The 25,636-nt window shown below is 73.8% G+C and carries 19 protein-coding genes and 1 pseudogene; 6 read left to right on the forward strand and 14 right to left on the reverse strand.

All coding sequences use genetic code 11. From position 1 onward, the window contains the following. Together FRCN3DRAFT_RS0201220 and FRCN3DRAFT_RS42115 are read left to right on the forward strand one after the other, a co-directional pair. Positions 1 to 1,293: pseudogene (locus tag FRCN3DRAFT_RS0201220) on the forward strand (hypothetical protein); the annotation flags it as partial. Positions 1,294 to 1,482: 189 nt separating this feature from the next. Continuing rightward, on the forward strand, positions 1,483 to 3,057 hold the full coding sequence (locus FRCN3DRAFT_RS42115) for a serine/threonine-protein kinase (RefSeq protein ID WP_035924189.1): 1,575 nt from the start codon (positions 1,483 to 1,485) through the stop codon (positions 3,055 to 3,057). A 377-nt stretch (positions 3,058 to 3,434) separates the two neighbouring features. Here the strand turns inward: FRCN3DRAFT_RS42115 and FRCN3DRAFT_RS0201230 are convergent, their stop codons facing one another. From FRCN3DRAFT_RS0201230 to FRCN3DRAFT_RS0201240, 3 genes are all read right to left on the reverse strand, one after another. After that, positions 3,435 to 3,803 (reverse strand): hypothetical protein, encoded by a 369-nt coding sequence (locus tag FRCN3DRAFT_RS0201230; RefSeq protein WP_007517116.1) that lies wholly within the window; start codon positions 3,801 to 3,803, stop codon positions 3,435 to 3,437. Positions 3,804 to 4,678: 875 nt separating this feature from the next. Then, positions 4,679 to 5,179: a GNAT family N-acetyltransferase gene (locus tag FRCN3DRAFT_RS0201235; RefSeq protein WP_007517117.1), complete on the reverse strand. Its 501-nt coding sequence runs from the start codon at positions 5,177 to 5,179 to the stop codon at positions 4,679 to 4,681. Positions 5,180 to 5,230: 51 nt separating this feature from the next. Beyond that, positions 5,231 to 7,849, reverse strand: a complete 2,619-nt coding sequence (locus FRCN3DRAFT_RS0201240) for a RecQ family ATP-dependent DNA helicase (protein WP_007517118.1) — start codon at positions 7,847 to 7,849, stop codon at positions 5,231 to 5,233. A 168-nt stretch (positions 7,850 to 8,017) separates the two neighbouring features. Between FRCN3DRAFT_RS0201240 and FRCN3DRAFT_RS0201245 the strand changes: the two genes are divergently transcribed. Then, the gene (locus tag FRCN3DRAFT_RS0201245) at positions 8,018 to 8,641 is read left to right on the forward strand and encodes a LysE family translocator (protein ID WP_007517119.1); all 624 of its coding nucleotides are present in this window, start codon (positions 8,018 to 8,020) and stop codon (positions 8,639 to 8,641) included. Here FRCN3DRAFT_RS0201245 and FRCN3DRAFT_RS55755 read toward each other — a convergent pair. From FRCN3DRAFT_RS55755 to FRCN3DRAFT_RS0201265, 4 genes are all read right to left on the reverse strand, one after another. Next, on the reverse strand, positions 8,613 to 8,936 hold the full coding sequence (locus FRCN3DRAFT_RS55755; protein WP_007517120.1) for an SCO4848 family membrane protein: 324 nt from the start codon (positions 8,934 to 8,936) through the stop codon (positions 8,613 to 8,615). The genes FRCN3DRAFT_RS0201245 and FRCN3DRAFT_RS55755 overlap by 29 nt on opposite strands. A gap of 55 nt (positions 8,937 to 8,991) precedes the next feature. After that, positions 8,992 to 10,422, reverse strand: a complete 1,431-nt coding sequence (locus tag FRCN3DRAFT_RS0201255; RefSeq protein WP_007517121.1) for a D-alanyl-D-alanine carboxypeptidase family protein — start codon at positions 10,420 to 10,422, stop codon at positions 8,992 to 8,994. Between the two features lie 108 nt (positions 10,423 to 10,530). Then, on the reverse strand, positions 10,531 to 11,346 hold the full coding sequence (locus FRCN3DRAFT_RS42125) for a DUF1003 domain-containing protein (RefSeq protein ID WP_007517122.1): 816 nt from the start codon (positions 11,344 to 11,346) through the stop codon (positions 10,531 to 10,533). Positions 11,347 to 11,834: 488 nt separating this feature from the next. Next, positions 11,835 to 13,226: an NAD(P)/FAD-dependent oxidoreductase gene (locus FRCN3DRAFT_RS0201265; RefSeq protein ID WP_007517123.1), complete on the reverse strand. Its 1,392-nt coding sequence runs from the start codon at positions 13,224 to 13,226 to the stop codon at positions 11,835 to 11,837. Between the two features lie 306 nt (positions 13,227 to 13,532). On the opposite strand from FRCN3DRAFT_RS0201265, the gene FRCN3DRAFT_RS0201270 reads away from it, so the two are divergent. Then, entirely contained in the window at positions 13,533 to 14,363 is an 831-nt protein-coding gene (locus tag FRCN3DRAFT_RS0201270) for a serine hydrolase domain-containing protein (protein WP_027140144.1), read from the forward strand. A 124-nt stretch (positions 14,364 to 14,487) separates the two neighbouring features. Further along, positions 14,488 to 15,858: a YihY/virulence factor BrkB family protein gene (locus FRCN3DRAFT_RS42130; RefSeq protein WP_007517125.1), complete on the forward strand. Its 1,371-nt coding sequence runs from the start codon at positions 14,488 to 14,490 to the stop codon at positions 15,856 to 15,858. Between the two features lie 7 nt (positions 15,859 to 15,865). On the opposite strand, the gene FRCN3DRAFT_RS0201280 is transcribed toward FRCN3DRAFT_RS42130, so the two are convergent. Both FRCN3DRAFT_RS0201280 and FRCN3DRAFT_RS52540 read right to left on the reverse strand, forming a co-directional pair. Then, positions 15,866 to 18,088 (reverse strand): NADP-dependent isocitrate dehydrogenase, encoded by a 2,223-nt coding sequence (locus FRCN3DRAFT_RS0201280; protein ID WP_007517126.1) that lies wholly within the window; start codon positions 18,086 to 18,088, stop codon positions 15,866 to 15,868. Positions 18,089 to 18,189: 101 nt separating this feature from the next. After that, on the reverse strand, positions 18,190 to 18,597 hold the full coding sequence (locus FRCN3DRAFT_RS52540; protein WP_232793884.1) for a DUF3017 domain-containing protein: 408 nt from the start codon (positions 18,595 to 18,597) through the stop codon (positions 18,190 to 18,192). Positions 18,598 to 18,789: 192 nt separating this feature from the next. On the opposite strand from FRCN3DRAFT_RS52540, the gene FRCN3DRAFT_RS0201290 reads away from it, so the two are divergent. Further along, positions 18,790 to 19,137: a hypothetical protein gene (locus FRCN3DRAFT_RS0201290; RefSeq protein WP_007517128.1), complete on the forward strand. Its 348-nt coding sequence runs from the start codon at positions 18,790 to 18,792 to the stop codon at positions 19,135 to 19,137. A 456-nt stretch (positions 19,138 to 19,593) separates the two neighbouring features. On the opposite strand, the gene purH is transcribed toward FRCN3DRAFT_RS0201290, so the two are convergent. The 5 genes from purH to FRCN3DRAFT_RS0201315 form a co-directional block, all read right to left on the reverse strand. Continuing rightward, the gene (purH, locus tag FRCN3DRAFT_RS0201295) at positions 19,594 to 21,267 is read right to left on the reverse strand and encodes a bifunctional phosphoribosylaminoimidazolecarboxamide formyltransferase/IMP cyclohydrolase (protein WP_007517129.1); all 1,674 of its coding nucleotides are present in this window, start codon (positions 21,265 to 21,267) and stop codon (positions 19,594 to 19,596) included. An 86-nt stretch (positions 21,268 to 21,353) separates the two neighbouring features. After that, the gene (gene purN / locus FRCN3DRAFT_RS0201300; protein WP_007517130.1) at positions 21,354 to 21,941 is read right to left on the reverse strand and encodes a phosphoribosylglycinamide formyltransferase; all 588 of its coding nucleotides are present in this window, start codon (positions 21,939 to 21,941) and stop codon (positions 21,354 to 21,356) included. Between the two features lie 328 nt (positions 21,942 to 22,269). After that, a complete protein-coding gene (locus FRCN3DRAFT_RS55760) occupies positions 22,270 to 22,959 on the reverse strand; it encodes a helix-turn-helix domain-containing protein (protein WP_007517131.1) in 690 nt (229 codons plus the stop codon). 91 nt (positions 22,960 to 23,050) lie between these two features. Then, complete coding sequence (locus tag FRCN3DRAFT_RS0201310; protein ID WP_007517132.1) at positions 23,051 to 24,412, reverse strand: cell division protein PerM; 1,362 nt, start codon at positions 24,410 to 24,412, stop codon at positions 23,051 to 23,053. A 220-nt stretch (positions 24,413 to 24,632) separates the two neighbouring features. After that, a complete protein-coding gene (locus FRCN3DRAFT_RS0201315) occupies positions 24,633 to 25,472 on the reverse strand; it encodes a hypothetical protein (RefSeq protein ID WP_232793885.1) in 840 nt (279 codons plus the stop codon). Positions 25,473 to 25,636: the final 164 nt, after the last annotated feature.

A 25,636-nucleotide genomic window follows, 5' to 3' on the forward strand; every position in this document is an offset into this window, starting at 1 on the left:
GCGGCCGGCTCCGTCGACGCCCAGGCGTCGACGGCCGGAGCCACCGCCGCAGCCGCGGTGTCGACCGAGGAAGGCCCGACCCGCGTCCTACGGGACGCCTCCGAGGTCCACGGCGGCGCGGAGAGCGCGGAGAGCGAGGCGAGCGCGACGGCCCTCCTGGCGACACCTGTTCCCGAGACGGACACCTCCGGCTCGCCCGCCCCCGCCGAGGCCGACGCGCCGGCGGATCTGACCGTCCTGAGCGGTGGGCCGGTCACCAGCCCGCCGGCCGCCCCCTCGGCGAGCCCGGCAGCGCCGGCGTTCGCCCCGGCGCCCACGGCGACGACCGGCGCGACGAGCGACGAGCGGCCCGTAGAGACGGCGGCCGTCGACGCGGGCACGGTCGCCATGGCTGACGCGGGCACAGGAACGGGCACGGTCGCCATGGCCGGCTCGGCCCCGGGCACGACGGTCATCGACCGCGCTTCCACGTCGGCCCCGGTCCTGGAACCCCCCGGGGCCGACGAGCCCGCCACGGACCGCCCAGCGGGCGGCGGTGGCACCAGCCAGCGCAGCGGCGCGGGGTGGCCGGACCGGCCGGCGCCGCGCCCGCCGGCGCGGCCGAGCTCGGCGCAGCAGACCGCGCGGTCGCACGCGGAACGCCGAGTCATGATCATCCTGGTGGTGCTCATCGTGGTGCTCGCGCTGGCGCTGCTGGTGGTACGGCTCTCGTCCTCGGACGGGGACAAGCCGGACGCCCAGTCGACGGCCCCGGTCACCGCGGCCGTCGCGAACGGCGCGACCCCTGGCGATGCGGCCGCGGCGGCGCTGGCGACCGACTCGACGCCGATGGTCGCGCCGCCGGGCTGGGTCTCCTATGTGGACCCGAGCGGCTGGTCACTCGCCTACCCGGCGTTGTGGCAGCGCCAGGTGGGCACCGGTGGCCCAGGAATGGTCGACTTCGTCGATCCCGGCACTGGTACGTTCTTGCGGGTCGGTAGTCTCGCGTCGGCGCCCCGGTCTGTGCTCGACGACTGGCTGAAGAACTTCGAGACGGCCTTTAGCGGTGATGCTCAGCGCTACCCGGGCTTCCAGCAGGTGCGTCTCGCGCCGGCGGATGGTGGCGAGGGCACGTCCGAGGCAGACCTGGAGTTCACGTATCGCACGGACGGGGGGAAGGTCCATGTGCTCGACCGAGGCGCCAGCCGAGGCGGCCATGGATACCTGCTCTACTGGCAGACCGGGGAAGAGCGATGGACCGTCGACCAGCCGCTGAGGCAGCAGATGTTCGCCTCGTTCCGGCCGGCGTCTTGACGGGCCCGCGCGCCCCGCTGGCCAATCACCATCCGGCCTCGCGGCAGGCCATAGTGCCTGCCCCGGCTGGCGGTTCCCCGAGGCCGCGCTTCGCGCTGGCCGACGAAGGCGGCTCCCGCCGCCCCGAGAATCCCCCGTCCTGGGAGGGCTCCGTGCGCGTCTATCACCCAGTCTGTCAGACTTGACAGGATGGCCAGATCGGCGAGCGTGCCGCCGGAGACCTCCCGGAGCGGCACACCTAGCATCGTCGCCGGACGTTACCGCCTTGACGCACCGATCGGTCGTGGCGGCGCCGGCGTCGTGTGGCGTGGTGAGGACGAGGTCCTCCAACGTCATGTCGCGGTCAAGGAGATCCTTGTTCCCCTGGCCGGAGCGCAGAACGAACGGGACGCGATCCGCGCCCGCGTGCTGCGTGAGGCGCGCGCGCTCGCGCGCCTGAACCACCCCTCCATCGTCGCGGTCCATGACGTCGCGGAGGAGGCGGAGCGTCACTGGATCATCATGGAGCTGGTCGACGCGGAGAGCCTCGGCGACGTCATCCGCAACCACGGCCCGCTCCCGCCTGGCCAGGTCGCGGCGATCGGTCTCGCGCTCATCGAGGCCCTCGGCGCCGCACACCAGAAGGGCGTCCTGCATCGGGACGTCAAGCCGGGCAACGTGCTGCTCGGGCGCGACGGCCGGGTCCGGCTGACCGACTTCGGCATCGCCGCGACCGAGGGCGACATGACGCTCACCGGCACCGGCGCGCTGGTCGGCTCGCCGGCCTACATCGCCCCGGAGCGGATCCGCGGGTCGTCGGGAACCCCGTCGAGCGACCTGTGGGGCCTCGGCGCGACCCTGTACTCGGCCGTGGAGGGCTCACCGCCGTACGAGGGCCCGGAGACCTACGCCGTGCTGTCAGCGGTCGTCGAGGGCCGCCGCCGGCCCTTCCGCAACGCGGGACCGCTGCGCCCCCTGCTCGCCGACCTGCTCGACAAGGCCGCCGAGGAGCGCCCCAACGCCGACGAGATCCGCCAGCGGCTGGTCCCGATCGCGCGCAACAGCGAGCCGGTCCCCGCCTTCGTGGTCAACGGCCCGGCCATCGCCGGGGCCGAGGGCGGTGGCGACGCCGGGCTGGAGGACGTCAGCGGCACGGACGACGACGGGACCCAGCGCGCCGGGGCGGGACGGCCGGTGGGCTCCCCACTGGCCGCGGCCCATCTGCGCGCGCTCGAGGAGGAGATCTCCAGCACCAACTCGGACGAGCTCTCCGGCCTCGAGGCGGTCTCGGCGGAGGAGCCGTTCCACCGGGCGCGCAACCAGGGCGGCCGGCGTCGCTCCGGCGACAACAGACGTTCACTGGTGATCGCCGCGATCGCCGCCGCGGTCGTCGTCGGCGCCGCGATCGCGGTCAGCCTGCTGCTCACCAATCGAAGCCAGCCGTCCGACGTCGCGCCCATCACGGTGAACAACACGGAGACGTTGGCGCCCACGACGGCGCCGGCCTTCTCGCCGCCGCCCGCCGGGGATCCGACGGTGAGCGGGCCGCCCGTCACGCCAACCCGCCGCGGCGCGGTGCCGCGCACCACCGCGCCGCCGACGCCGACCGCGACGCCGACGGCCAGCGCGCCGGCGACTCCGCCGACCAGCGCGCCGGTCACCACCCCGGCGTCCACCAGCAAGTCACCGACCGGCAAACCATCGGGCGGCGGCCCGACCGCGACACCGACGGTACCGACGTCGGCGGCGTGCGAGGCGCTGCCGCCGCTCTGCCCCCCGGGGTAGGCGGCGGGTACGGGGCACGCGCAGACAAGAGGCGAGGCGGTGGCAGCGGGCCAGCCGTCGGGTCGGCGGCGGGAGCCGTCGACGGCGTCCGCTCCGTGGGCCCGTCATGTGGGCCAGTCGCATGGTCCGTCACGTGGACAAGCCGTATAGGTCCGTCGCGTGGAACGAACGCGGATTGCCCACGGACGGCGGTTCGCTGACAGGCCTCCGCCGAATGGCCGCGTCACGATCGCGGAGCCCGGCGTCACGCGGCGACGCTGGGCGGGGGTGACAGTGGGCAGGGACGACGGTAGGCGGGACAGCGCCGGGCTTCAGGACTTGCCAGCTTCAGGGCTTTCGCGGCGATCTTCCGGTGGACGCGCTGGGGCCGTGCCAGGTCAGCTGGCGCGGGGCATCAGGTCCTGGGCTCGCAGCACCCGGAGCAGGTCCTCGGGCTCGATGATCAGACGGCCGGTCGGCGGGTGGGTCGGGTCGGCCTCGTCGTACTGGAGGTCGACCGGCAGGCTGTAGAAGTCGGTGAGGTGGCGGCACAGCTCCCACAGACGCCGCTCGGCGGCCTTCTGGTCCCGCCAGCGACGTTCCGCCTCGGCATCCGTCTCGGGGCTGCCCTCACGCTCGAGCCGATGCGCCCGGCACAGGCCCTCGGGGTCACCGCGCAGCGCTCGCTTGCCGCACCGGTGCGCGACATAACCACGGCCACCGCCCATGACGGTCGCCGTGCAGCGGTTGTCCTCTTCCCACACCATGCCGTCCTGCCGCCTTCCTGTCCGCGAGCCAGAAGAAGCCGTGGAACCAGGCTAGGGGCTCTCGGCCAGATGTCCATGGCCGCCCCCACTAAGTTCACAATGCCGATACATAGGCATCCGGATGTCACGCGACCGCCCGCGGACGATCGCCGGACGTGGGATTCCGGCCGGACGGACACGCGCGGGCGAGCACGCTCGGCACCAATTCAAGGACCAACGAGTGACAACCCGCAGACCAATCGCGGACAACTCGGTGGGGCCGACGGCCGTCAACGATTGGCGTTGACTGAAAAAATGTGACACATACCACGGAAAGGCCGGGCCGGCTCGTTCTCACCGGCCCGGCGGCCGACATCGCGCGGCGCGCGGCGACGCCAGGCCGCCACGGGCTGACGCGCGGCGCCAGCCCACCCGCGCTCACCTGCCACGGTTCCGCCCGTCGCGCAGCCGTTCCCACGACCCGCCGGTCGACGCGCGACGCGTACCGGCGCGGTGGGAGCGGGTTCCAGGGCCAGCCCGCGCCGACACCGACGGAGAGGTTCGCTTCCTCCGCCAGCGTCGTTCCCCAGGTGTTCCGAGCTGTTCGCGCCGACGCTCCCCGGACGATGGGCCCTCGCCCCAGAGCCAGAACCCGTCGCACGACGCCCGCCCAATATCTTTTTCAGGAATCGACACCGGCGCCCGCGTGGCGCATACATCCTTCTAGGAAGATGACGCGCTGGTCATCTCGGCCTCGGTATACGACCCAGGCCCACGCCACGCGCCGGCGCCGGCGTCCGTCAGTGGCCGGGCCGATAGCCCGCGAGAATCATCCAGGACCGGGCCGCGCGGCGGCGCACAGCCATCGAAACGGCACTTGTCGAGACCGGGGCAGGTCAAAGGAAACGATGCATGATGTGCATATCGACCTCGCCGTGGACGGCGTGCCGAAAACCGCGGGGAACGGTGCCGACGATGATGAAGCCGAGCGAGCGCCACAGCTGTAGCGAGGCGATGTTGGTGGTCACCACTGCGTTGAACTGCATCGCCCGGTAACCGAGCGCGCGGGCCGCGTCCAGGCAGTGCACACCGAGCTGGCGCCCGACGCCCAGGCCGCGCGCCTCGGCCGCGACCATGAAGCTCGCGTTCGCGACGTGGTCGCCGAGCTTGCTCTGGTTCGGCGTGAGTTGGTAGGTGCCGACGAACCGGCCATCCGGGGTGACGGCTACCCAGGTGTAGGCCGGCGGCGCGGCGAACCACATCGCCTGGCCCGCCTCGCTCGACGTCTGCGGGTCATAGGGATAGGTCTCGCCCGCGGCGACCACCGTGTGCCACAACGGCCATATCCCCGGCCAGTCGTCGTCCTCAGCCGGTCGGATCAGCACGTCCATGCCCATCGGCCGATTGTCCCGCCTCGCCACCTGTGGCGCGGTTCGGCGGGGCCTACGTCACCCGGTCTCCAGCGCGAGGGCGAACGGGAGCACGGCGGGGGCGCCGGCCTCCCGGAGCAGGCGGGCAGCCACCGTCATCGTCCAGCCGGTGACGATGAGGTCGTCGACCAGGAGAACCGGGCCGCCGGCCCGGCCGAGGCCGGCGGCGACGGCCGGCGGGACCGCGAACGCGCCCACCAGGCCGGCGAGCCGGTGCGCGCTGTTGTGGACGGTGCCGGCCGGTGGCGAGTCGGCGATCCGGTCGAGGGCCCCGAGCAGCGGCAGCCGGCCGACGGCGGCGATCCGGCCGGCGAGGCTCGCGGCGAGCTGGGGCCGGGACCGTGACGGCATCGCGACCACGGCGGCGGGGCGGCGCGACCAGTCCCAGGCCTTGAGCGTGGTGACGACCGCATCCACCAGGTCGTCGGGCACCGGCCCGTCCGCGCTGCCCGGGGTGAACATCGGGCGCAGCCGGTTGCCCCAGCCGATGTCGTTGAGCCGGGCCAGCGCCCGGCCCGGCTCGGCGGCGACGCCGGCCGGGATCCGCCCCGACAGGCTCACCCCCAGCGTCTTCATCCCGGTCGGCCACATCTTGCGCGGCTCGACGACGACGCCGGGGCGGCGCAGCTCGGCGCGCGCCAGCTCCCGCGCCGCCTGGGACACCGCGGTGTCCCAGGACTGACCGGTGCACCGGTCGCAGCGCCCGCACGCCGCGGCGTACGGGTCGTCGAGCTGGCGGCGCAGGAACTCCATCCGGCAGCCGGTGGTGGCGATGTAGTCGAGCATCGCCCGCTGTTCGGCGGCCCTGGCCACGGAAAGACGTGCATAGCGCTCCGCCTCGTAGTGCCACGGCTGCCCGGTCGCCGTCCAGCCGCCCTTCACCCGGCGGACCGCGCCGTCGACGTCGAGAACCTTCAGCATCGACTCGAGCCGGCCCGACCCGATGTTCACCGCGGCCAGGAGCGCCTGCGTGGACATCGTCCTGCCCGCCTGGCCGAGGGTGGCGAGCACGTCGCGCACGACCGCCTCCGGCGGGAAGGAGGTGTCGGCGAAGTACTTCCAGATGTCGCGGTCCTCGGCGGCCGGCAGGAGCACGACCTCCGCCTTCTCGACGGCGCGGCCGGCCCGGCCGATCTGCTGGTAATAACTGATCGGCGAGCTCGGCGCGCCGACGTGGACGACGAAACCGAGATCGGGCTTGTCGAACCCCATCCCGAGCGCCGAGGTCGCGACCAGCGCCTTCACCCGATTGGCGAGGAGGTCCTCCTCCGCCGCGATGCGCTCGGCCGCCTCGGTGCCACCGTGATAGACGGCGACGGCAAAGCCCCGCGCGCGCAGGAAGACGGTCAGCTCCTCGGCGGCCGGCTTGGTGAGCGTGTAGACGATCCCGGAGCCGGGCAGCCGGTCGAGGTGCTCGGCGAGCCAGCCGAACCGGGCCTCGGCCGACGGCAGCTCGACGACGGCCAGCCGCAGGCTCTCCCGGTCCAGCGAGCCCCGCAGCACCAGCGTCTCGGCCTCCCCCGCCCGATCGCCCCCGCCGTCGGCGGCGGCCCCGCCTCGCCCCGCGGTGCCGCCGAGCTGCTCGGCGACGTCGTCGACGACCCTGCTGTTCGCCGTCGCGGTCGTCGCGAGGACCGGCACGCCGGCGCCGAGGCCCGCGATGAGCGTGCGCAGCCGGCGGTAGTCGGGACGGAAGTCGTGGCCCCAGTCGGAGATGCAGTGCGCCTCGTCGATCACGAGCAGGCCGGTGGTGGCGGCGAGCTCGGGCAGGTAGTCCTCCCGGAACGACGGGTTGTTGAGCCGCTCGGGCCCGACGAGCAGGACATCGAGCTCGCCGGCGCGCAGCGCCGCGTACACCTCGTCCCACTCGGTCACGTTGCCGGAGTGGATCTCACCGGCTCGGATGCCCAGCCGCGCCGCGGCCTGGGCCTGGTTGCGGATCAGCGCGAGCAGCGGCGAGACGATGACGGTGGGCCCAACCCGGCCGGAGGCGGCACGCGGCTGTCCCGGCATGCTTCCCGTGGCCCCCTTGGGGGCGTGGTCGCGCGCGGCCGCGGCCCACGCCGGCCGCCGGGCCGCGCCGAGCTCGCCGGCGGCCCAGCCCGCTGCCAGATCGTCCGGCACCGGCGGAACGGAGCTCTCGTCGTAGTCGGCCGGCCCGGCCTCGTCGTACGCGCTGTCGTAACCGCCGTCCCCGTAGAAGTCGTCCGGGTCCGCCGGCTCGTCCGGCCAGGGCTCGTCGGGCACCGGCTCGGCGGGCGTGGCGGTCGGCGCGGAGCCGTGGGAGGCGGCGGCGCCCCGTTCCCGCAGCAGCGCGGTCGCGAGGAAGTACACGGCGGACTTGCCCCATCCGGTGCGCTGAACCAGCAGCACCCGCTGGCGCCCGTTCACCAGCGCGTCGATCGCCTGCCACTGGTCCGCGCGCAGCCGGGCGTGCGGGCCGGCGAGCTGCCGCAGCAGTTCCTCGGCCCGCTCCCGCCCGCCCGAGGAACGGACCTCCCCGACCGCCCGCGCCGACCGAGCAGGAACCCCGGCCGCCTCAGGACCGACCGACAACATCTCCGCGGCCGGGGCGGCGTCCGTACTCACCGCTGTGCCCGGCTCCGTGCCCGCCGCGGCATCCGCCTGTGCTGGCATCGTCATCACCTCGCCCGTCCCGGCCCTGTCTATCGCATGCGTGCGACAGCTCACCGCCGGCCGCCCGCGGGTCCTGTGCGTACAGGGGTTGACCGGGCGGCCGCCAGCCCGGCGGGCCGGCGGAAATCGCTTCGACACCGCTGGGAACGGCGGCCAGGGTATGACGGCATGCACGCATTGCTTGTCGGGCTGGCGCTGGGGCTGCTGGTCGCGGCGCAGATCGGGCCGATGTCGTTGTTCCTGATCCGGTCCACGTTGCGCAGCGGTTTCACGACCGGGCTGGCCATCGGCGCGGGAATCGCCACGATGGACCTGCTCTACGCCGCCGCGGGCGCGGCCGGGGCCGCTCCCGTGCTGACCATCACCAGCCTGCGGACCGTGCTGGGGCTGTGCGGGGCGGGTGTGCTCGCCGTGCTCGGGCTGCGCACGGTGTGGAGCGCGCTGCGGGTCCGCGCCGGCGGCGAGACGGAGCTGGAGGTCGCCGCGCCGCGGCGGGCGTTCGTGACCGCGTTGGGCGCCACCGCGTCGAACCCGCTGACGATCGCGTCGTGGGCGGCGCTGTTCGCGGGAGCGTCGGTGGCCGGGGCCACGGCCACGACGAGCGGGGCGATCGCCCTGGTGGTGGGCATCGGCCTCGGCAGCCTGACCTCGGTGAGCCTGCTGGCCGGGGTGACCGCACTGACCCGCCGGCGGCTGTCGCCGCGGGCGGTGCGCGGGATCGACGTCCTGGCAGGTCTGGGCATGCTCGGCTATGCCGGCCTGCTCACCGCCCGGACAGCCGCCCACGACTGACGTCGAGGGCGGCCGCGTCGAGCGCGGCCGCGTCGACGGCGGCTGTGTCGACGGCGGCTGTGTCGACGGCGGCGCGGGTGGAGCCGCGCAGACCGCGGACGCCGAGCCAGCCGACGGCGGTCCCGACGGCGAGGGACACGATCGTCAGAACGAGATGGACCAGAAAGAAACCGGTTGGGCCGTCGTGCCAGGAACGGTCGTCCTTCCAGATGTTGCGCAGGAAGGTCGGCCAGATCACCCACGACCACACACCCACCGCGACCAGGAACCAGGACGCACGCTTCGACAGAGTCACGCCTCCACCTTCGCAGCCGCCAGGCCGGGCCGGCGGGGCGGCCAGCCGTCATCGCTCAGGGACGGGCGTCCGGTTCCCGGCGCCGGCGGGTGACCGAGCCGTCGTTCGTCTCGACGGGCGGACGTTGGCGCGGCGTCGGCTGCCGGCCCGCCGGACGGTGCCGGTCCTGCGGGGCGTGCCAGTGCTGGGCCTGCCGGTGGCGGGCACCACGCGGATGGGCCAGGTGGCGAGGCCGGCGGGCACGGGACGGGTGCGGCCGGGCCCGGGCCCGGCGGCGACGGGTGAGCGCCGTGAGGACGCTGGCGAGGACGGTCAGGCCAAGCGCCATCCAGGTGACCCAGCCGACCCCCCCGCCGGCCGTGTGCCCCTCGTCGGGACTGCCGGCGGCCGGCGGCTCCCGGCCCGCGCCCGCTGGCGCGGTGTACCCGTCCCCGTCGGTCCGCTGCCCGGCGTCCTCGCGCCCGGTGCCGCCAGGCGCGCCGGCGGCCCGGGCGCGGTCGGCACCCGGGCGGGCGCCCACGGCCCGAGCCGGGGGCAGCTCGCCGACGGGATCGACCAGACCGTCGTTCGCGAAGCCCCAGTCGAGCAGGGCGCGGGCGTCGGTGGCGTAGTTCGGCGCGGTCCGCAGCAGCGCCACGACGAGGGTCCGCCCGCCCCGGCGGACGGCCCCGACGTAGGTCGCGTCGGCGGCGACCGTGTATCCGTTCTTCACGCCGAGGGTGCCCTCGTAGGTGCCGAGCAGCAGGTTGTGGTTCTGGATCTCGAAGCGGCCGCCGTCGCGGGTGGGCAGCGACGCGCGCGGGATGGTGAGGTACCGGCTCACGGCGGGCTCCGCGATCGCGGCCCGCCCCAGGACGGCGAGGTCACGCACCGAGGTGAGCTGCCCCGGCGCGTCGAGGCCGGTCGGGTCCATGGCGACGGTGTCGGTCGCGCCGAGCGCGGCGGCCAGCGCGTTCATCCTGGCCAGCACGGCCTCGCGGCCGCCGGCGGCGTCGACCAGAGCGAGCGTGGCGTCGTTGCCGCTGGCGATCATCATCGCCGTGGCCAGGTCGCGGACCAGGTAGCGCTGGCCGGGAACGAGCCCGACCTTGGTGCCGTCGACCTCGGCGGCGTCCTTGCCCACCGTGACCATCAGGTCGGGCGAGAGCGCCGGCAGCACGACGAGCGCGGTGAGGATCTTCATCGTGCTGGCGGGCAGGTCGCGCACGCGCGCGCCGCTGGCCGCCAAAATCTCCCCGGTGCCGGCGTCGGCGACGAGCCAGCTCGCGGCGGCGAGACCCGCCGGCAGCGGACTCGCGGCCCTGGGCTGACCGGTTTCCGGTGGCGCCGCCGCGCTCGGGGGTCCGGTCAGGGACGCCGCGGCGGCGGGGCCACTCCCGAGCACCAGGAGTCCCGGTACCGCGAGCCCCAGCACCACGGGCACCAGTACCGCCAACAGCAAGGAGACGACCGCGACCGCCGCGTTGGCGATCGGACGCACGCTCACCGAAGGTGATGGGGAGCGCTGGCAACATTCACGCTGTTACGTTACGTGATGGGATCACCACAACGAGACAAGGGGGGCGGTGTCGTCGCGAACTCGATCCGCCCCGGGTCACCCACCGTGGTCGGCATTACCGAACGGTTCACCGCCGGGTCCGCGACCGCTCGAGCGCGACACCCTCATGGCGGCGGCGGCCGGAGCACCGGGCGCCGCCCGGTGCCGCTCGCCGCTCGCGCGGCGGCCACCGCCACGGCCACCCGTGGACCGGTCACCGCCGCGTCCGCCGCGACGCCCCTGCGTCCCGGTCGACACGGTGTCAGCCGGCTCGAGCCCGGCGTCCAGCTTGCCGGGCGCCCCCGCACCGGCCGGAACGGTCTCGGACGCGGACAGGGTGGCACGCACCGCGTCGAGGACCAGGCCACGCAGGTCCTCACGCAGGTCGTCGAGCTGGTGGGCGAGCTCGCCCCGCAGGTACTGACGAGTCGCCGCGTCGCTCTGCGCCAGCCGCAGCGACGCGACCTCCCGGGCGAGGAACTCGGTGTCCTCCCTGGCCCGCAGCGCCGCCGCGCGGTCCTCGGCGAGCCCCGCCCGGTCCCGGTCGTCCTGGCGGTTCTGCGCCAGCAGGATGAGCGGGGCCGCGTACGCCGCCTGGGTGGAGAAGGCGAGATTCAGCAGGATGAAGGGGTACGGGTCCCAGCGCATGAGCGGGATCGCGATGTTGAGCGCGATCCACACGATCACGATCACCGTCTGGATGGCCAGATAGCGCCCGGTCCCGAGGTAGCGGGCGATGCGCTCGGCGCCGCGACTGAACGCCTCGCGGTTGACCGGTCGCGGCAGCAGCGTCACGCGGCTGGCCACCGGAATGTCAAGACGCTCCGCCGCTCGGCGGGACACGACGCGGTTGGCCGTGGTCGTGATGCTCATAGGGGTCCCCGTTCCGCGCACCGAACCACCGGCCGAAGCCGGTCGGGCGCGCACGTCGAGAGCAGGCCGCACGGTGGCGGTCCGGGCCGAACTGTCATCTGGTCGGCCAACCCCACCCAGGCAGGACGCTGGACGTTGCTGGGGCGTGCGGCGTCGGGCGCGAGCAGGTCGCACCCGGAGAAGAACGGGAGCCGGGCCTCGTCATGGCTGACCGGCCCTGGCTGCTGCTACGCCGCGTACCCTTCGTCGAGCGTCGGGTGGAGGTGGCCGTAACTAGAGCACCCGCTAGAACTCACAGCGGCCACCTCCTCGCGGTCGTCCTCGCTAGAGGATCCGACAGGTCTTTGTCAAGGATAACGGCCGCGCGCCGGCCTCCCCACCCGGGGCCACCGTGATATTGGTCCTCTAGCCGACGTCGCCCGCCAGTTCTCGGGCGGATTTCGGCCCCTTCGGGAGGTTAGGCCCGAGCGGTCTCAGTCCGAGTGGTCTCAGACAGAACCAGGCGTGGCCGCGCGGTGGGGAAGCAGCCGTCGAGCGGCCAACCGGGTGAGCGAGGCCGTTGGAATGGTGCCCCGGCCCAGGCCGATCTCCACAAGGGTGTCGTAGAGCTCGGTACGCCGGCTCGCGGAACGCACGGCCGCGTCCATGAGCACGCGGTGCCGGCCGGCCAGGCCCGCGAGCAGCGCTGTGTGCCGCAGATGACGGCCGAGCTCGCCGGCGAGCGCGCGCCGGTAGGCGGCCCCCACACTGGCCGGCCGACCGTCGAGGACGGCCCGCATCGCCGCGTCGCCGGCGAGCGAGCCGGACAGCAGCGCGTAGTAGATCCCCTCGCCGGTCAGCGGGTTGACCAGCGACGCCGCGTCGCCGACGAGCAGGACCTGGCCGTCGGGCTGGCGGGGCCGCCAGGTCGACATCGGCAGATGGTGCGCGCGCAGCGTGCCGGGATAGGCCGGCTGCTCGGGCAGGATCTTCGCGAGCGTCCCGTGCAGCACCGCCCGGCCCGACGTGGCCGCGCCGCCAGCCGCGACGCCACCGGCGCCAAGGCTGGCGCCACGGCCTGCGCCCGGGTCGATTCGGGCGGTCTGCACGTCCAGCTGAGAACGCAGCATCCCGAAACCGATGTTCGCCCGCCCGTCACCGATCGGGAACGACCAGGCATAGGCCGGCCAGCCCTCGTCGGTCATCTCGATGTACTGCTCGGGCGGCACGTCGGCCTTGGGTGCGTCCGCGTAGGCCCTGACCGCGATCGCCAGCGAGTCCGGCGGGTTCATCTCGATGCCGAGCGCCCGGCGCACCACCGAGTTCGCGCCGTCGGCGCCGACGAGCACGCGGGCGGCCAGCGCCCCACCGTCGACGACGACGGCAGGCGCGCCGTCGACGGTCGTGACCGCGATCTCACGGACCCGGTGGCGGACGACGCGCGCGCCGCGAGCGGCGGCGGCCGCGACGAGCCGGGCGTCGAACACCTTCCGCGGGATGACATGGGCGGCCCGCCTCGACGGGGTGGCGACCTCGGCGCCGCCGGGGGTGCGCAGGCGCAATCGGTCGACCGACCGGAAGCCGGCGGCCGCGTCGGGCACCCCCAGCTCGCGCAGCACGTCCAGCCCGTGCGGCGCGATGCCGTCGCCGCAGGTCTTGTCACGCGGGAAGGCGGCCAGGTCGGCGATCACCACGGTGGCGTCCGGGCGGTGGCGCAGCGCCGCCAGCGCCGCGGCCGCCCCGGCGGGGCCGCCGCCGACGACCAGCACGTCGACGAGGCGCCCGCGCAGCTCCGCCAGGTCGCCGACCGGCACCGCCGGCGCCTCGGCGGATTCGGCCGGACGGCGCGGGGAGGCGTGGGGTACGGACTGGTCGGGCGTCGTGGCGGCTGCGGCGCTCATCGGGCGGTCCTAGCGGTCGGGACGGCGGCTGGGGCGACTGAGGAGACGGGCACGGTTGGCACGGTCGGGACGGACGCCGCGACGACGGTCCCGGCGGAGGCCGGGACCACGACGGCGGTCGAACGGGCCGTCACGGCACCGCGGTGGGCACGAACGCGGCGCATCAGCCCAGTCTGGCAGCCGGTGCTCCGACCCGGAGCTCCCGGTGCCCGGCCACGAGGCTGCCCTGTGATCCCCGAAACAGCCGAGGCCGGCTGCCCGCCCGACTCCAACCCCCTGGCGCGTCCTGTCCATAGAGTGCGGATCGTGGAGGCGCTCAAGCAGGTTGCCGACTGGCCCGTCCCCCAGGTCGCGGCGGCGGTGCTCGCGCGCGGCGCCGACGGGTCGGTGCGCCGGGTGGCCGAGGTCGGCGACGTAACGGCCCGCTTCCGGCTGGCGTCCGTGTCGAAGCCGCTGTCCGCCTATGCGGCGCTGGTCGCCGTCGAGGAAGGCGCCTTCGCTCTCGACGACCCGGCCGGCCCGGAGGGCTCCACCGTCGCTCACCTGCTCGCCCATGCGTCTGGTCTCGCGTTCTCCGGGACGGGGGTGCTCGCCCGCCCGGGCACCCGCCGGATCTACTCCAATACCGGTTTCGAGGAGCTTGGGCGGGCGTTGGAGGCCGCCACCGGCATCGGGTTCGCCCCCTATCTGGACGAGGCGGTGTTCGCGCCGCTCCGGATGACGTCGTCCGTGCTGGAGTCCTCGCCCGCCTATGGGATCTGGTCGACGGTCGACGACGTCGCCGCGTTCGCCGCCGAGCTGCTGTCGCCGGCGCTGCTCGCGGCCGAGACGTTCGCCACGGCGACGGCGGTCGCCTTCCCTGGACTGGACGGGGTGCTGCCCGGCTTCGGGATGCAGCGGCCGAACGACTGGGGGCTCGGTTTCGAGCTGCGCGGCCGCAAGACGCCGCACTGGACCGGGACGACGAGCTCGCCGGCCACGTTCGGCCACTTCGGCCGCTCGGGCACGTTCCTGTGGGTGGACCCGGTCGCCGGCGTCGCCTGCGTCTGCCTGACCGACCGCGATTTCGGCCACTGGGCCCTCGACGCGTGGCCGCCCTTCTCCGACGCCGTCCTCGCCGAAGCACGGCCAGGCTGAGGCACCGCGGGCCGAGCACCCCACCGTCGGACTACGCACACCCGACCAGACCAAGGTGCCCCTGAGCCTGTTTATGTGGCCTAGGGAATGTTGCGCATCGGCGCCGTAGGGGTATGCACGCTGCGTGACAGACATCCGCGGGGCGTTCGGCGCGACCTGGCGCGGGGTGTCCGGCGGTGTCTCGACGACACGCCGGCGGATCCCGCTGTTGGACCATGCGATCCGCGCCTATGGCCGATACACGTCCGACGGTGGCGATCGGCTGGCCGCCGGCGTCACCTACTTCGCCTTCCTGTCATTCTTTCCGATCATCGCGTTGATATACGCCGTCATCGGCTTCGTCGTCGCCGTGAATCCCGACGTCAAGCAGGAGATCGTCAAGCAGATCAACGGCTACCTGCCAGGGCTCGCCGACAAGCTGAACGTGTCCAGCCTCGGCTCGGCGAAGATCGGTGTCGGGCTCATCGGTCTCGTCGGTCTGGTGCTCGCCGGCGTGGCGTGCGTCTCCGCGCTGCGCGACGCGATCCGGCTGATGTGGCACCAGAGCACCGACGCGGGCAACCTGATCACCCGGCGGCTGCGCGATGTCAGCGTCCTCGCCGGCCTGGGCCTGCTGCTCATCGTGTCGCTGGCGCTCACCAGCGTCGCGACCTTGGCCAACGGGGTGCTACTGCGGGTGACAGGCCTGGAAGGCAGCTCCGCGGCGGCCTGGCTGGCCGGGCTGCTGGGCTTCCTGCTCGCGTTGATCGCCGACACGCTGGTCTTTCTGTACCTGTTCTGGCGGCTGCCGAAGGAGACGAACCGGCGGGCGGTGGTGCGGGCGGCGCTGCTTGGCGCGGTCGGTCTCGAGGCGTTCAAGCTGGTCGGCACCTGGCTGGTCGGCAAGACGACCGGCAACCCGGTGTACGGCACGTTCGCCGTCATCGTCGGTCTGCTCATCTGGATCAACATCCTGATGCGCTGGATACTCTTCGTCGCGGCGTGGGCGGTCACCGCCCCCGGCAACTCGGACATCCGCCCGTCCGGCACCGCCGGCCGGCGCGCCGACGCGGCCCAGCCAGGTGACTCGGGCCAGCCAGGTGACTCGGGCCAGGAGGATGGCGACAACCAGGCAGGTGGCGCCGGCCAGGCGGACGGCGCCGGCGCGCAAGGCGCCGCTGACGCCCAGGAGGGCCAGGAGGGCCAGGAGGCCGACGAGGAACGGGAGGAAACCAGCGGCGACCGCCAGCCCGAGCGGGCGGAACCCGCCGGCAACGGCGGGAGGCCCAGCCAGCACGGCGGGCCCGACGATGCCGAGCCCGAGCAGGACAATCGACGCTGGGTCGCTGATCGCTTCCGTCGGGTCGTTCCGCGCCGCCACCCGGGCCGCGGCGTCAGCCGCGAGGGGGCCGGCCGCGACGGGGCCGGCGCCGGCCAGGGGGGCGATGCCCCGGAGACGGCGTCGGCCGCCCCTGCCCCGGGCCGGGGCGGGAGCGGCCGGCGTGTCGACCGTTAGCTGACCGTCAGACGGTCAGTGCCGCGAGGGTCTCGTTGAAGGTCACCGACGGACGCATGACCGCGGTGGCCTTGGCCGGGTCCGGCTGGTAGTAGCCGCCGATCTCGGCCGGCGAGCCCTGCACGGCGAGCAGCTCGGCGGCGATCGTCGTCTCCTGCTCGGCCAGCGTCTTCGCGAAGCTCGCGAAGGCGGCGGCCAGCTCCGCGTCCGCGGTCTGCGCGGCGAGCTCCTGGGCCCAGTAGAGCGCCAGGTAGAAGTGGCTGCCACGGTTGTCGATCCCGCCGACGCGCCGGGCCGGCGACTTGTTCTCGTCCAGGAACGTGCCGGTCGCCCGGTCGAGCGTCTCGCCAAGCACCTTGGCCCGGGCGTTGCCGGTGACGTTCGAGAACTGCTCGAAGCTGACGGCAAGGGCCAGGAACTCGCCCAGGCTGTCCCAGCGCAGGTAGTTCTCCTTGACCAGCTGCTGGACGTGCTTGGGCGCCGAGCCGCCGGCACCGGTCTCGAACAGGCCACCGCCGGCCATCAGCGGGACGACCGAGAGCATCTTGGCGCTGGTGCCCAGCTCCAGGATCGGGAACAGGTCGGTCAGGTAGTCCCGCAGCACGTTGCCGGTGACCGAGATCGTGTCGAGGCCGCGGCGGATCCGCTCGAGCGAGTAGGCGGTCGCCTTGACCGGCGACAGGATCTCGATGGTCAGGCCCTCGGTGTCGTGCTCCGGCAGGTAGGCCCGAACCTTCTTGATCAGCTGGGCGTCGTGTGCGCGGTCCTCGTTGAGCCAGAACACGGCCGGGTCGCCGGTGGCACGGGCGCGAGCGACGGCGAGCTTCACCCAGTCCTGGATTGGGGCGTCCTTGACCTGGCACATCCGGAAGATGTCGCCCTTGGAGACCGGCTGCTCCAGGATCACGGCACCCGACAGGTCGACGGTCCGTACGGTGCCGTCCGCCGGGATCTCGAAGGTCTTGTCGTGGCTGCCGTACTCCTCGGCCTTCTGGGCCATGAGGCCGACGTTCGGCACTGATCCCATCGTGGCGGGGTCGTAGGCACCGTTCGCCCGGCAGTCGTCGAGCACGACCTGGTAGACGCCGGCGTAGCTGCTGTCCGGCAGCACCGCCAGCGTGTCGGCCTCCTTGCCGTCCGGGCCCCACATGTGACCGGACGTGCGGATCATCGCCGGCATCGAGGCGTCGACGATGACATCGCTCGGCACGTGCAGGTTGGTGATGCCCCGGTCGGAGTCGACCATCGCGAGCGCCGGGCCCTCGGCCAGCTCGGCGTCGAACGAGGCCTTGATCGCCTCGCCGTCGGGCAGCGCGGCGAGGCCGCCGAAGATGCCGCCGAGGCCGTCGTTCGGGTTCAGGCCGGCGGCCGCGAGCGTGTCGCCGTAGGCGGCGAACGTCTTCGGGAAGAACGCGCGCACGACGTGGCCGAAGATGATCGGGTCCGAGACCTTCATCATCGTGGCCTTCAGGTGCACGGAGAACAGCACGTCCTCGGCCTTGGCGCGGGCTATCTGCTCGGTGACGAAGGCGCGCAGCGGTCCGACGTGCAGCACGGCGGTGTCGACGACCTCACCGGCGAGGACCTTGACGGTCTCCTTCAGCACGGTCGTGACGCCGTCCGCGCCGACCAGCTCGATGCGCAGCGCGCCGTCCGAGTCGATGACGGCCGACTTCTCGGTGCTGGCGAAGTCGTCGTGACCCATGGTCGCGACGTTGGTCTTCGAGTCGGCACTCCAGGCACCCATCTTGTGCGGGTGGGTGCGCGCGTAGTTCTTGACCGAGGCGGGAGCTCGTCGGTCGGAGTTGCCCTCGCGCAGCACCGGGTTGACCGCGCTGCCCTTGATCTTGTCGTAGCGGGCGCGTACGTCGCGCTCCTCGTCGGTCTTCGGGTCGTCCGGGTAGTCCGGCAGGGCGTAGCCCTTGCCCCGCAGCTCGGCGACCGCCGCCTTCAGCTGCGGGATCGACGCCGAGATGTTCGGCAGCTTGATGATGTTCGCCTCGGGCCGCAGGGCCAGCTCACCGAGCTCGGCCAACGCGTCGCCGATGCGCTGGGACTCGTCGAGGTAGTCCGGAAACGTCGCGATGATCCGACCGGCCAGGGAGATGTCACGACTTTCGACGGGGACACCAGCAGTAGCGGCATAAGCCTGGATCACCGGGAGGAACGAGTACGTCGCCAGGGCTGGCGCCTCGTCGGTGAACGTATAGATGATTGCTGACTCTGTCACCGCTACTCCGCTTCGCGTCTGGTGCGTCTGGCTACCTAACGGTAGTCCCGCTCGCTTCGAGCTGGGCTGACACTTCGTGACGGCGACCGACGGGGTGGCCCTTACGGAGGGGGGATCGGGACCAACAGGGTGAGGCCAATCACAGCACAGCCCATGATCAGTAGTGTGGCGGCGTCGAACAGCCGACCCCGCACCGCGAGCATCCCGACACTGCGCGTGGGCAGGACCAGGCGCGCCAGCGTCATCACCAGCAGCACGGCGCCGAGACCGAACAGGCCCTGCCGCCACCGCTGCTGCACGACCATGACCAGGCTGAGCGTCACGCCGGCCAGCGCCGCGGTCAGCACGAGCTGCCGCACGAACCAGGGCGACCGGCTTCGGCGCTCCGCTGCCCGCAGCGCCTTCGCCTGGGCTCGCGAGCCGGGCCGCGGGGCGGAACCACCGGCCGCCGAATGAGGCGCGGCGGGCGGCGCCGGCCGCCGGCCTCGCGTCACGCCCAGTCCGGCCACGCCCGCAGTGTAAAGAGGGAGGCCACTACCGGGCACACCCACCCGCGTAGGGCCTCTGCGGACGGCGCCGCCGGAGGCGCGAAGAAAGGACATTGTCGCGCCTCCTTTGCCCCTTAAGCACCCCCACCGCGCGGCGCTCACCCGGACTAGGGCAGACTGCCCCGTCAGGTCCCACAGCAGGAGGAGCGTGACGTGGCAGACGAGTCGCCACACAGCAAGAAGCTTCAGGAGCTGATGTTCCGGGCGTGGGAGACCTTCGGGGACGCCCGGCATCTCGACAGCGACGACCGCGTGTTCGTCCAGGCGCTGGCGCGCCAGACCGCGGATCGAATCTCCGTTCTCTACGGCGCCTCGTGGCGCGAGGCGCTCGACTGGGTCTCGCAGCGTTACGTGCCGAACAGCGACGTGCCCGGCGGCCAGGCCAGCGCCGCCGCCAGCGGCAGCACCACCCCGGCCGCCGGCGCCACCACCACGACGACGGGTGCCACGAGCCCGGCGGCGCGGCGGGGCACGACGGCCGCGGAGTCGACGAGCGTCTGAAGCTCTGGCGCCGACCGCCACCTTCTCCTCGACCGGCCGCCGGGCACCCCGCGCCCTCTTGCGGACCCGGCGGCCAGTCCAGGAGAACCCCACGCGGAACCAGGCCGGGAGCGGGAGCCTCCGCCGGCCGGCGCCAAAGACCAGCAAGGCGCGACCCCCAGGCCCCCTGGCTCGAACGGGGGGACGGGGGACGATCGCGCACTGCCTCATGACGCGCGCACGAGGCGTGAACGTCGCGCCGGCCGGCGTGACGGCGGTGGTGGCGGTGGGCGGAACCGACGAGGCGGGCCCGGCGCGGGCCGGTGAGGTTCTTCCCCACCGGCCGCTCGTCCTTCCGCCGGGACCCACCTCGCCGATGATCCAGCCGTGCGCCCGTGACCCGTTCGTGGGTCAGCGCGCCCCCAGGGCCAGCGCCCCCAGGGGCCAGCGCCCCCAGGGGTCAGTGCGCCCCAGGGGTCAGTGCGCGAAGTGCCGCACGCCGGTGAAGTACAGGGTCACGCCCGCCTCCCGCGCGGCCTCGACCACGAGCTCGTCGCGGACCGATCCACCCGGCTCGACCACGGCCCGCACCCCGGCGTCGACCAGCACCTGGAAACCGTCGGGGAACGGGAAGAACGCGTCGCTCGCGGCGACGGCACCCTTCGCGCGGTCCCCGGCGCGGGTGACCGCGAGCCGGGCCGCGTCCACCCGGTTCACCTGACCCATGCCAGCCCCGACGGTCGCCCCGCCGGCGGCGATCAGGATCGCGTTCGACTTCACGGCGCGGACCGCCCGCCAGGCGAACCGCAGGTCGGCGAGCGTCGCCTCGTCCGCCGGCGCGCCGGCCTCCAGCGTCCAGGCCGACGGCTCGTCCCCGGCCGCGTCCAGCGCGTCGCGGGACTGCAGCAGCAGCCCGCCGGTCACCTGGCGCAGCTCGACGCCGCGCTGGTGCGGCGGCGGCGCGCACTCCAGTACGCGGATCGACGGCTTGCGGGACAGGATGTCCACGGCTCCCGGCTCGTAACCCGGCGCGACGACGACCTCGGTGAAGATCTCCGCGATCTGGTCGGCGAGCTCGACGGTGACCGGTCGGTTGGTCGCGATCACACCGCCGAAGGCCGACACCGGGTCGCAGGCGTGCGCCTTGCGGTGGGCCTCGGCGATGTCGTCCGCGATGGCGATCCCGCACGGGTTGGCGTGTTTGATGATCGCGACGGTCGGCTCGGCGAAGTCGTAGACGGCGCGGCGGGCCGCGTCGGTGTCGGTGTAGTTGTTGTAGGACATCTGCTTGCCGTGCAGCTGCCTCGCCGTCGCCAGCCCCGGGGTCCGGTCGTCGGTGGCGACGTAGAGGGCGGCTCGCTGGTGCGGGTTCTCGCCGTAGCGCAGCACGTCCGAGCGCCGCCACTGGGCCGTCAGCACGTCCGGCCAGCCGGTCTGGCTCGCGGTCTCGTCCGGGGCGACGACGCTCGCGAACCAGGACGCGACGGCCGCGTCGTAGCCGGCGGTGTGGGCGAAGGCCCTGGCGGCGAGCCGGCGGCGCGCGGCGAGGTCGAAGCCAGCGCCCCGGACCGCCTCGATCAGGGCCGGGTAGTCGTCCGGCTCGACGACGACCGCGACCGACGCGTGGTTCTTCGCCGCCGCCCTGATCATCGCCGGCCCGCCGATGTCGATCTGCTCGACCGCCTCGTCCTCGGTCCCGCCGGCCGCCACCGTCTCCCGGAAGGGGTACAGGTTGACGACGACCAGGTCGAACGGCTCGATGTCGAGCTCGGCCAGCGCCTCGGCGTGCTCCACCTGGCGCAGGTCGGCCAGCAGGCCCGCGTGGACCCGGGGATGCAGCGTCTTCACCCGGCCACCAAGCACCTCCGGGAAACCCGTCAGCGTGCTCACCGGGGTGACGGCGAGGCCGTGCCTGGCGAGTACCTCGGCCGTGGAGCCCGTCGACACGACCTCCACCCCGGCGGCCTGAAACGCCTCGGCGAGGTCACCCAGCCCCGACTTGTCGTAGACGCTGACCAGCGCCCGGCGCAGCCGCCGGCGCCCGGTGGCGACCACCTCGGCGCGCAGCGCGGCATCGGCGTCCGAGGACTCCGCCGCCGGGCCGTCGGCCTCGGCTAGGACCGTCGTCGTCAGATCCTGCGGCCTCGTCATAGTTCCTCCTTGTCGACCATGCATTCCACGCAGTCCAACGCCAACCGAAGCCGTCGCGCCCCCATGTGGGCGGCCGACGGCCCCGGCTAGCGGGCGGCGGCCGCCGTCGGCCGCCCACGCGCGATCTCGCCGATCGTGGTGACATACAGCCCGCGTTCGACTGCCTGGATCCGCGTGCGCAGGATGTCCTCGGTGTCATCCGGCAGGACGTCCACGGCCGCCTGGGCGATGATCGGCCCGGTGTCGACCCCCTCGTCCACCCAGTGCACGGTGACCCCGCTGACCTTCACCCCGTGCGCGATGGCGTCGCGGATCGCGTGCGCGCCGGGGAACGACGGCAACAGCGACGGATGGGTATTGACCGTGCGGAACCGCCCGATGACCTGCTTGTCGAGAATCTTCATATACCCGGCGAGCACCAACAGGTCGGGGCACTCGACCGCGATCCGGTCCGCCGTCGCGGCGTTGAACGCGTCCCGGTCGGGGTGGTCCTCCAGCCGGACGGTGAACACCGGCAGGCCGGCGGCCAGGGCACGGCGCTCGGCGCCGGTGCCCGCCCGGTCCGTGCCGACCGCGACGACCTGGGCGCCATAGGCCGGGTCCTGGCAGGCATCCATGACCGCCTGCAGGGTGGTGCCGGTTCCCGACGCGAGAACGACCAAGCGGGCAGGCACAGGGCTCTCCGAAGCAGCAGGGGCGGGGCGCCGGGCGCCCCGCCATCGGGCGTTTCACGCCCTCTCGACGCGGTCACGGATCGGGGGCGCCTGGCGGCGGTCGGCCCTGTCGGGGGCAGACAAGAGGGCCGGGCTGACGGCGGGCGCCGCGAGCCGGCTCCACGGCCGCTGTCGGCCTGGGTCCGGCGACTCGGGCGCCGCGCGCCTTTCCTGGCATGGTCGGGGTTGGAGTCGGGCCCGCTGCTGACCAGTCCGCCAGCCTGGGCCCGAGGTGGTGACTCGACCCCCGACTGTACTGACTTGCCCCCTCCGGACGCCGCCATCCGCGTTACCCGCACAACGCGTCGGTGGGGTGCCAGAACTGCTGGCCGAAGGCGAGGCCCAGGTCGAGCTCGAAGTCCGGGTCAGGCGGGCCGGCTGGCGAACCGGGCCAGCCGCCGCGGCCGTCACGGGCCAGGCGGCCCCGGCCGGCGTGGCCCTGGCTGAGGCGGCCCTGGCCGGGGTGGTCGCGCGGGCCATGGCCGTCTCGCCCGCCGCCCGCGTCCAGGCCCGGGTCGAGGACGCCGTAGTCGAGGCCGTCCACCAGGTCGCCGGGGCGGCACAGGTACAGCTCGGCGAGCCGGGCCAACGCGAGCGGCGACGGCGCGCGGCCACCGGACGCGGGCCAGGTCTCCCAGTAGCTGAAGGACTTACCGGTCTTGGGGGAGGCCGGCCACCGCTCGTTCCAGCGGCGGGCGGCATCCTCCTGTGTCCAGCCGTGCGCCAGCCGGAACGCGAGCCGGGCACCCAGCCCATGGGCCAGCTGCCAGTGCGCGGCGATCCGCCGATATGACCAGCCCAGGGCGCGCAGATCGGTCGACTGGGCACGAATCTGTGCCGCGGTGGGTGCGATGACGGCCTCCCGGACTCCAGGCGGGCATCGTGGGGCGACCGCGCCGCCTGCTCGTTGGCCGGCGGCGGCGAGCTCCCGCGGCTCGGCGGACGGCTGGCTCCTCCGGGCGACCGCCCGGACGATCACACCGTAGCCACCAGCTATGACACTCGCGGCCCGCTCAGGAACACGGCCCGCGAGGCCCCGCACCGGACGGCCCGAGGCCGTCGGACCCGGCCTAGGGGCGGCGATGGACGAGCTCGGCGACGCTGGTCACCAGCGCGCCGGCCATCCCGACCTCCATCAGCGCCGCGAGGATCGCCCAGCCAGGCGCCGGCCCGAACGTGGCCGCCGCCTGGGTGCCTATACCGCCGCCAGAGAGCGCCGCGAGCAGCCCGACCAGGAGCGCGCAGGCGGCCGCGCCGGCCAGCACGACCCCGAGGCGGCCGACCAGGGTCGCGCCGGGAGTGGCCCGACGCACCGACAGCGCGAGCGCCGTCCCGGCCGCGAGCGGCGCCACCGCGAGCACCAGCCAGGCCCAGCCGGGAAGCGCGTCCGAGGGCAGCAGCCGCAGCACCGGCAGGTCCGGCAGGGTGGCCGGCGCGGCGGACGTCGGGGTCACGGTGACCGTCGGCCCGGCGGCGAATCCTGTGCCAAGCGCGTAGCAGCACGCCCAGACGGCCAGATTGGGCAGCAGGACGAGCTGGATCGCGAACAGCCCGAAGCCCCCGACCAGACCCGGATCCAGCCCACTGGCCGCGCCGGACACGCTGCCCGCCCGGACCACCAGCAGCACGCACAGGCCCAGCGCGCCAACGGCCACGAGCGCCGCCGTCGCCGCGAGGCCGCCGGCCAGCGGCACCCGCAGCATCGTGGGGATCCGCCGCCAGGCCGCGCCCAGTCGGCGGGAGCCGGCCAGGACGCCGATGGTCGCGCCCAGGGCCGACAGCCCGGCGGCGCCCAGGGCCGCCGAGCCGGGCACCGGCCGCGCGGCCGGGCTCGACGCCGCGAAGCAGACCACGCAGACCAGCGCGGTCTGCGCGAACACGACCGCCGCGATGTCCAGGAGCACCCGGCGCGGCCGGACCCGACGTCGGGTCACTCCCGGCTGGCCGCCGCCACCGCCGCCACCGCCGGCCGGTGGTGGCGGCACGAGGCCGGCCTGGCCGGGGATCCGGGAACGCAGTCGGGAGCCGATCCGCCCCGGCAGGCCGGCGGCGACGTTGACCTCCCGCAGCGGGCGCGCCATGGCCCCGCCGGCCCGGGTGGCGGCCAGCCGGTAGCCGGACGAGGCGGCGAGCAGGACGGGCAACGCGGCCAGCCCGAGCGGAAGGACGCGGATATCGCCGTCCGGGAGCCGCAGGGTCGCGCCGTGCGCGAGCAACCACAGGTCGGCGCCCACCCGCAGCGCGGCGCCGGCACCGGCACTCGACCTGGTGTCGGCTCCCCAGACGATCAGCACCAGCAGCTGCACGGCGACCAGCCCGGCCGCGCAGGCCACGGCCGGTCCCGGCAGCGCGACGCCGAACGCGTGCGCGAGCCGGGTCAGCCGGGTCAGCCGGAGCGCCGCGGCACCGCGGGAGGCGACAGGGTGGGCCACGGGGACGACGCTCGCACGCGCGCGCCGCCACACCGGGCCAACACGCCGGGGCAAAGCCGGAAATGGGCTGATCCAGCAGATATCGCCACACGGCAGGAGCGTCGCGCTCGAACGGCTAGATCCTCTTGATCAGCGCCGCCGGGCCGACCTCTTCGGCGCGCAGTTTTCGCTACTCAGTCGTCTTCGCTACTCAGTCGTCTTCGGCTGGTGCCGGCCGGGCCTAGCCGGGCTGCTGGCCGTAAGGGGTGCCAGGCTGCGACGGCGGCTGCGACGGCGGCTGCGACGGCGGCTGCGACGGGTCATACCCGGATGCCGGGGCCTGGCCGTACGGCGCCGGCGGCTGGCCGTAACCCGGCGCTGGCGTCTGGGGCGGCTGTCCATACGGCGCGGGCGTCGGCTGGCCATAGCCCGGCGCGGGGGTCGGCTGCGGCTGGCCGTAGCCAGGAGCCGGAGTCGGCTGGCCGTAGCCCGCGGCCGGCTGCTGCCCGTAAGGCGTCGCGCCCGAGGGCCCGTACGGCTGCCCATAGGGCTGGCCGTACGCCTGCTGCCCGTAGGGAGGCTGCCGCTGACCCCAGGGCGCGCCGGACGCCGGCCCACGGCCGGGGATCTGCTCGCCGCTGGCAAGCAGCCCGACGACGCTGAAGGCGGTCAGCGCGGCGGCCCCGATCAGGCCGAAGTACAGGCCGAAGCGCGAGTCCCAGGGGTGGACCGTGACCAGCCGGATGAGGATGAACAGCGTCGCGACGGCGCCCAGGATCACAGTGAGCAGCGCTGGGCCTACCGGGCCGATCGCGGGCAGCCTCAGGTTGGCGACCATTCGGGCGGCCACCAAGCCCGCGGCGGCGAACGAGAGCACGATCGCGAACACGGCGAGCGGGCCGCTGCCCCAGCCCATGTGCATGCTGCCCCGGTAGTAAAACCAGTCGATCCCCATCCACGGCAGGAAGCTGGAGATCAGCACGACCACACCACCGGCCACGATGCCGACGTCACTGGTGGCGACGTCGCGACCAGCGATCTTCACCATCGGGACCAACCCCACTTCGTCCGGAATGCCCAAGCGCCGGACCCTAGTTCACCAAGCGCCGCCGAAAAGTCCTAACGCATTCTCCCCATGCCGGCGTCCGCGCGCCTGCCGGCCCCGACGCGCCGGCCAGGCTGCCAGACGAGCGTGGGCCACCCGGCCGGGCAACCGCCGCGGCCGGGTGGCCCACTTCGTACCAG

Origin of the sequence: Pseudofrankia saprophytica, from assembly GCF_000235425.2 — a bacterium.
GTDB lineage: Bacteria > Actinomycetota > Actinomycetes > Frankiales > Frankiaceae > Pseudofrankia > Pseudofrankia saprophytica.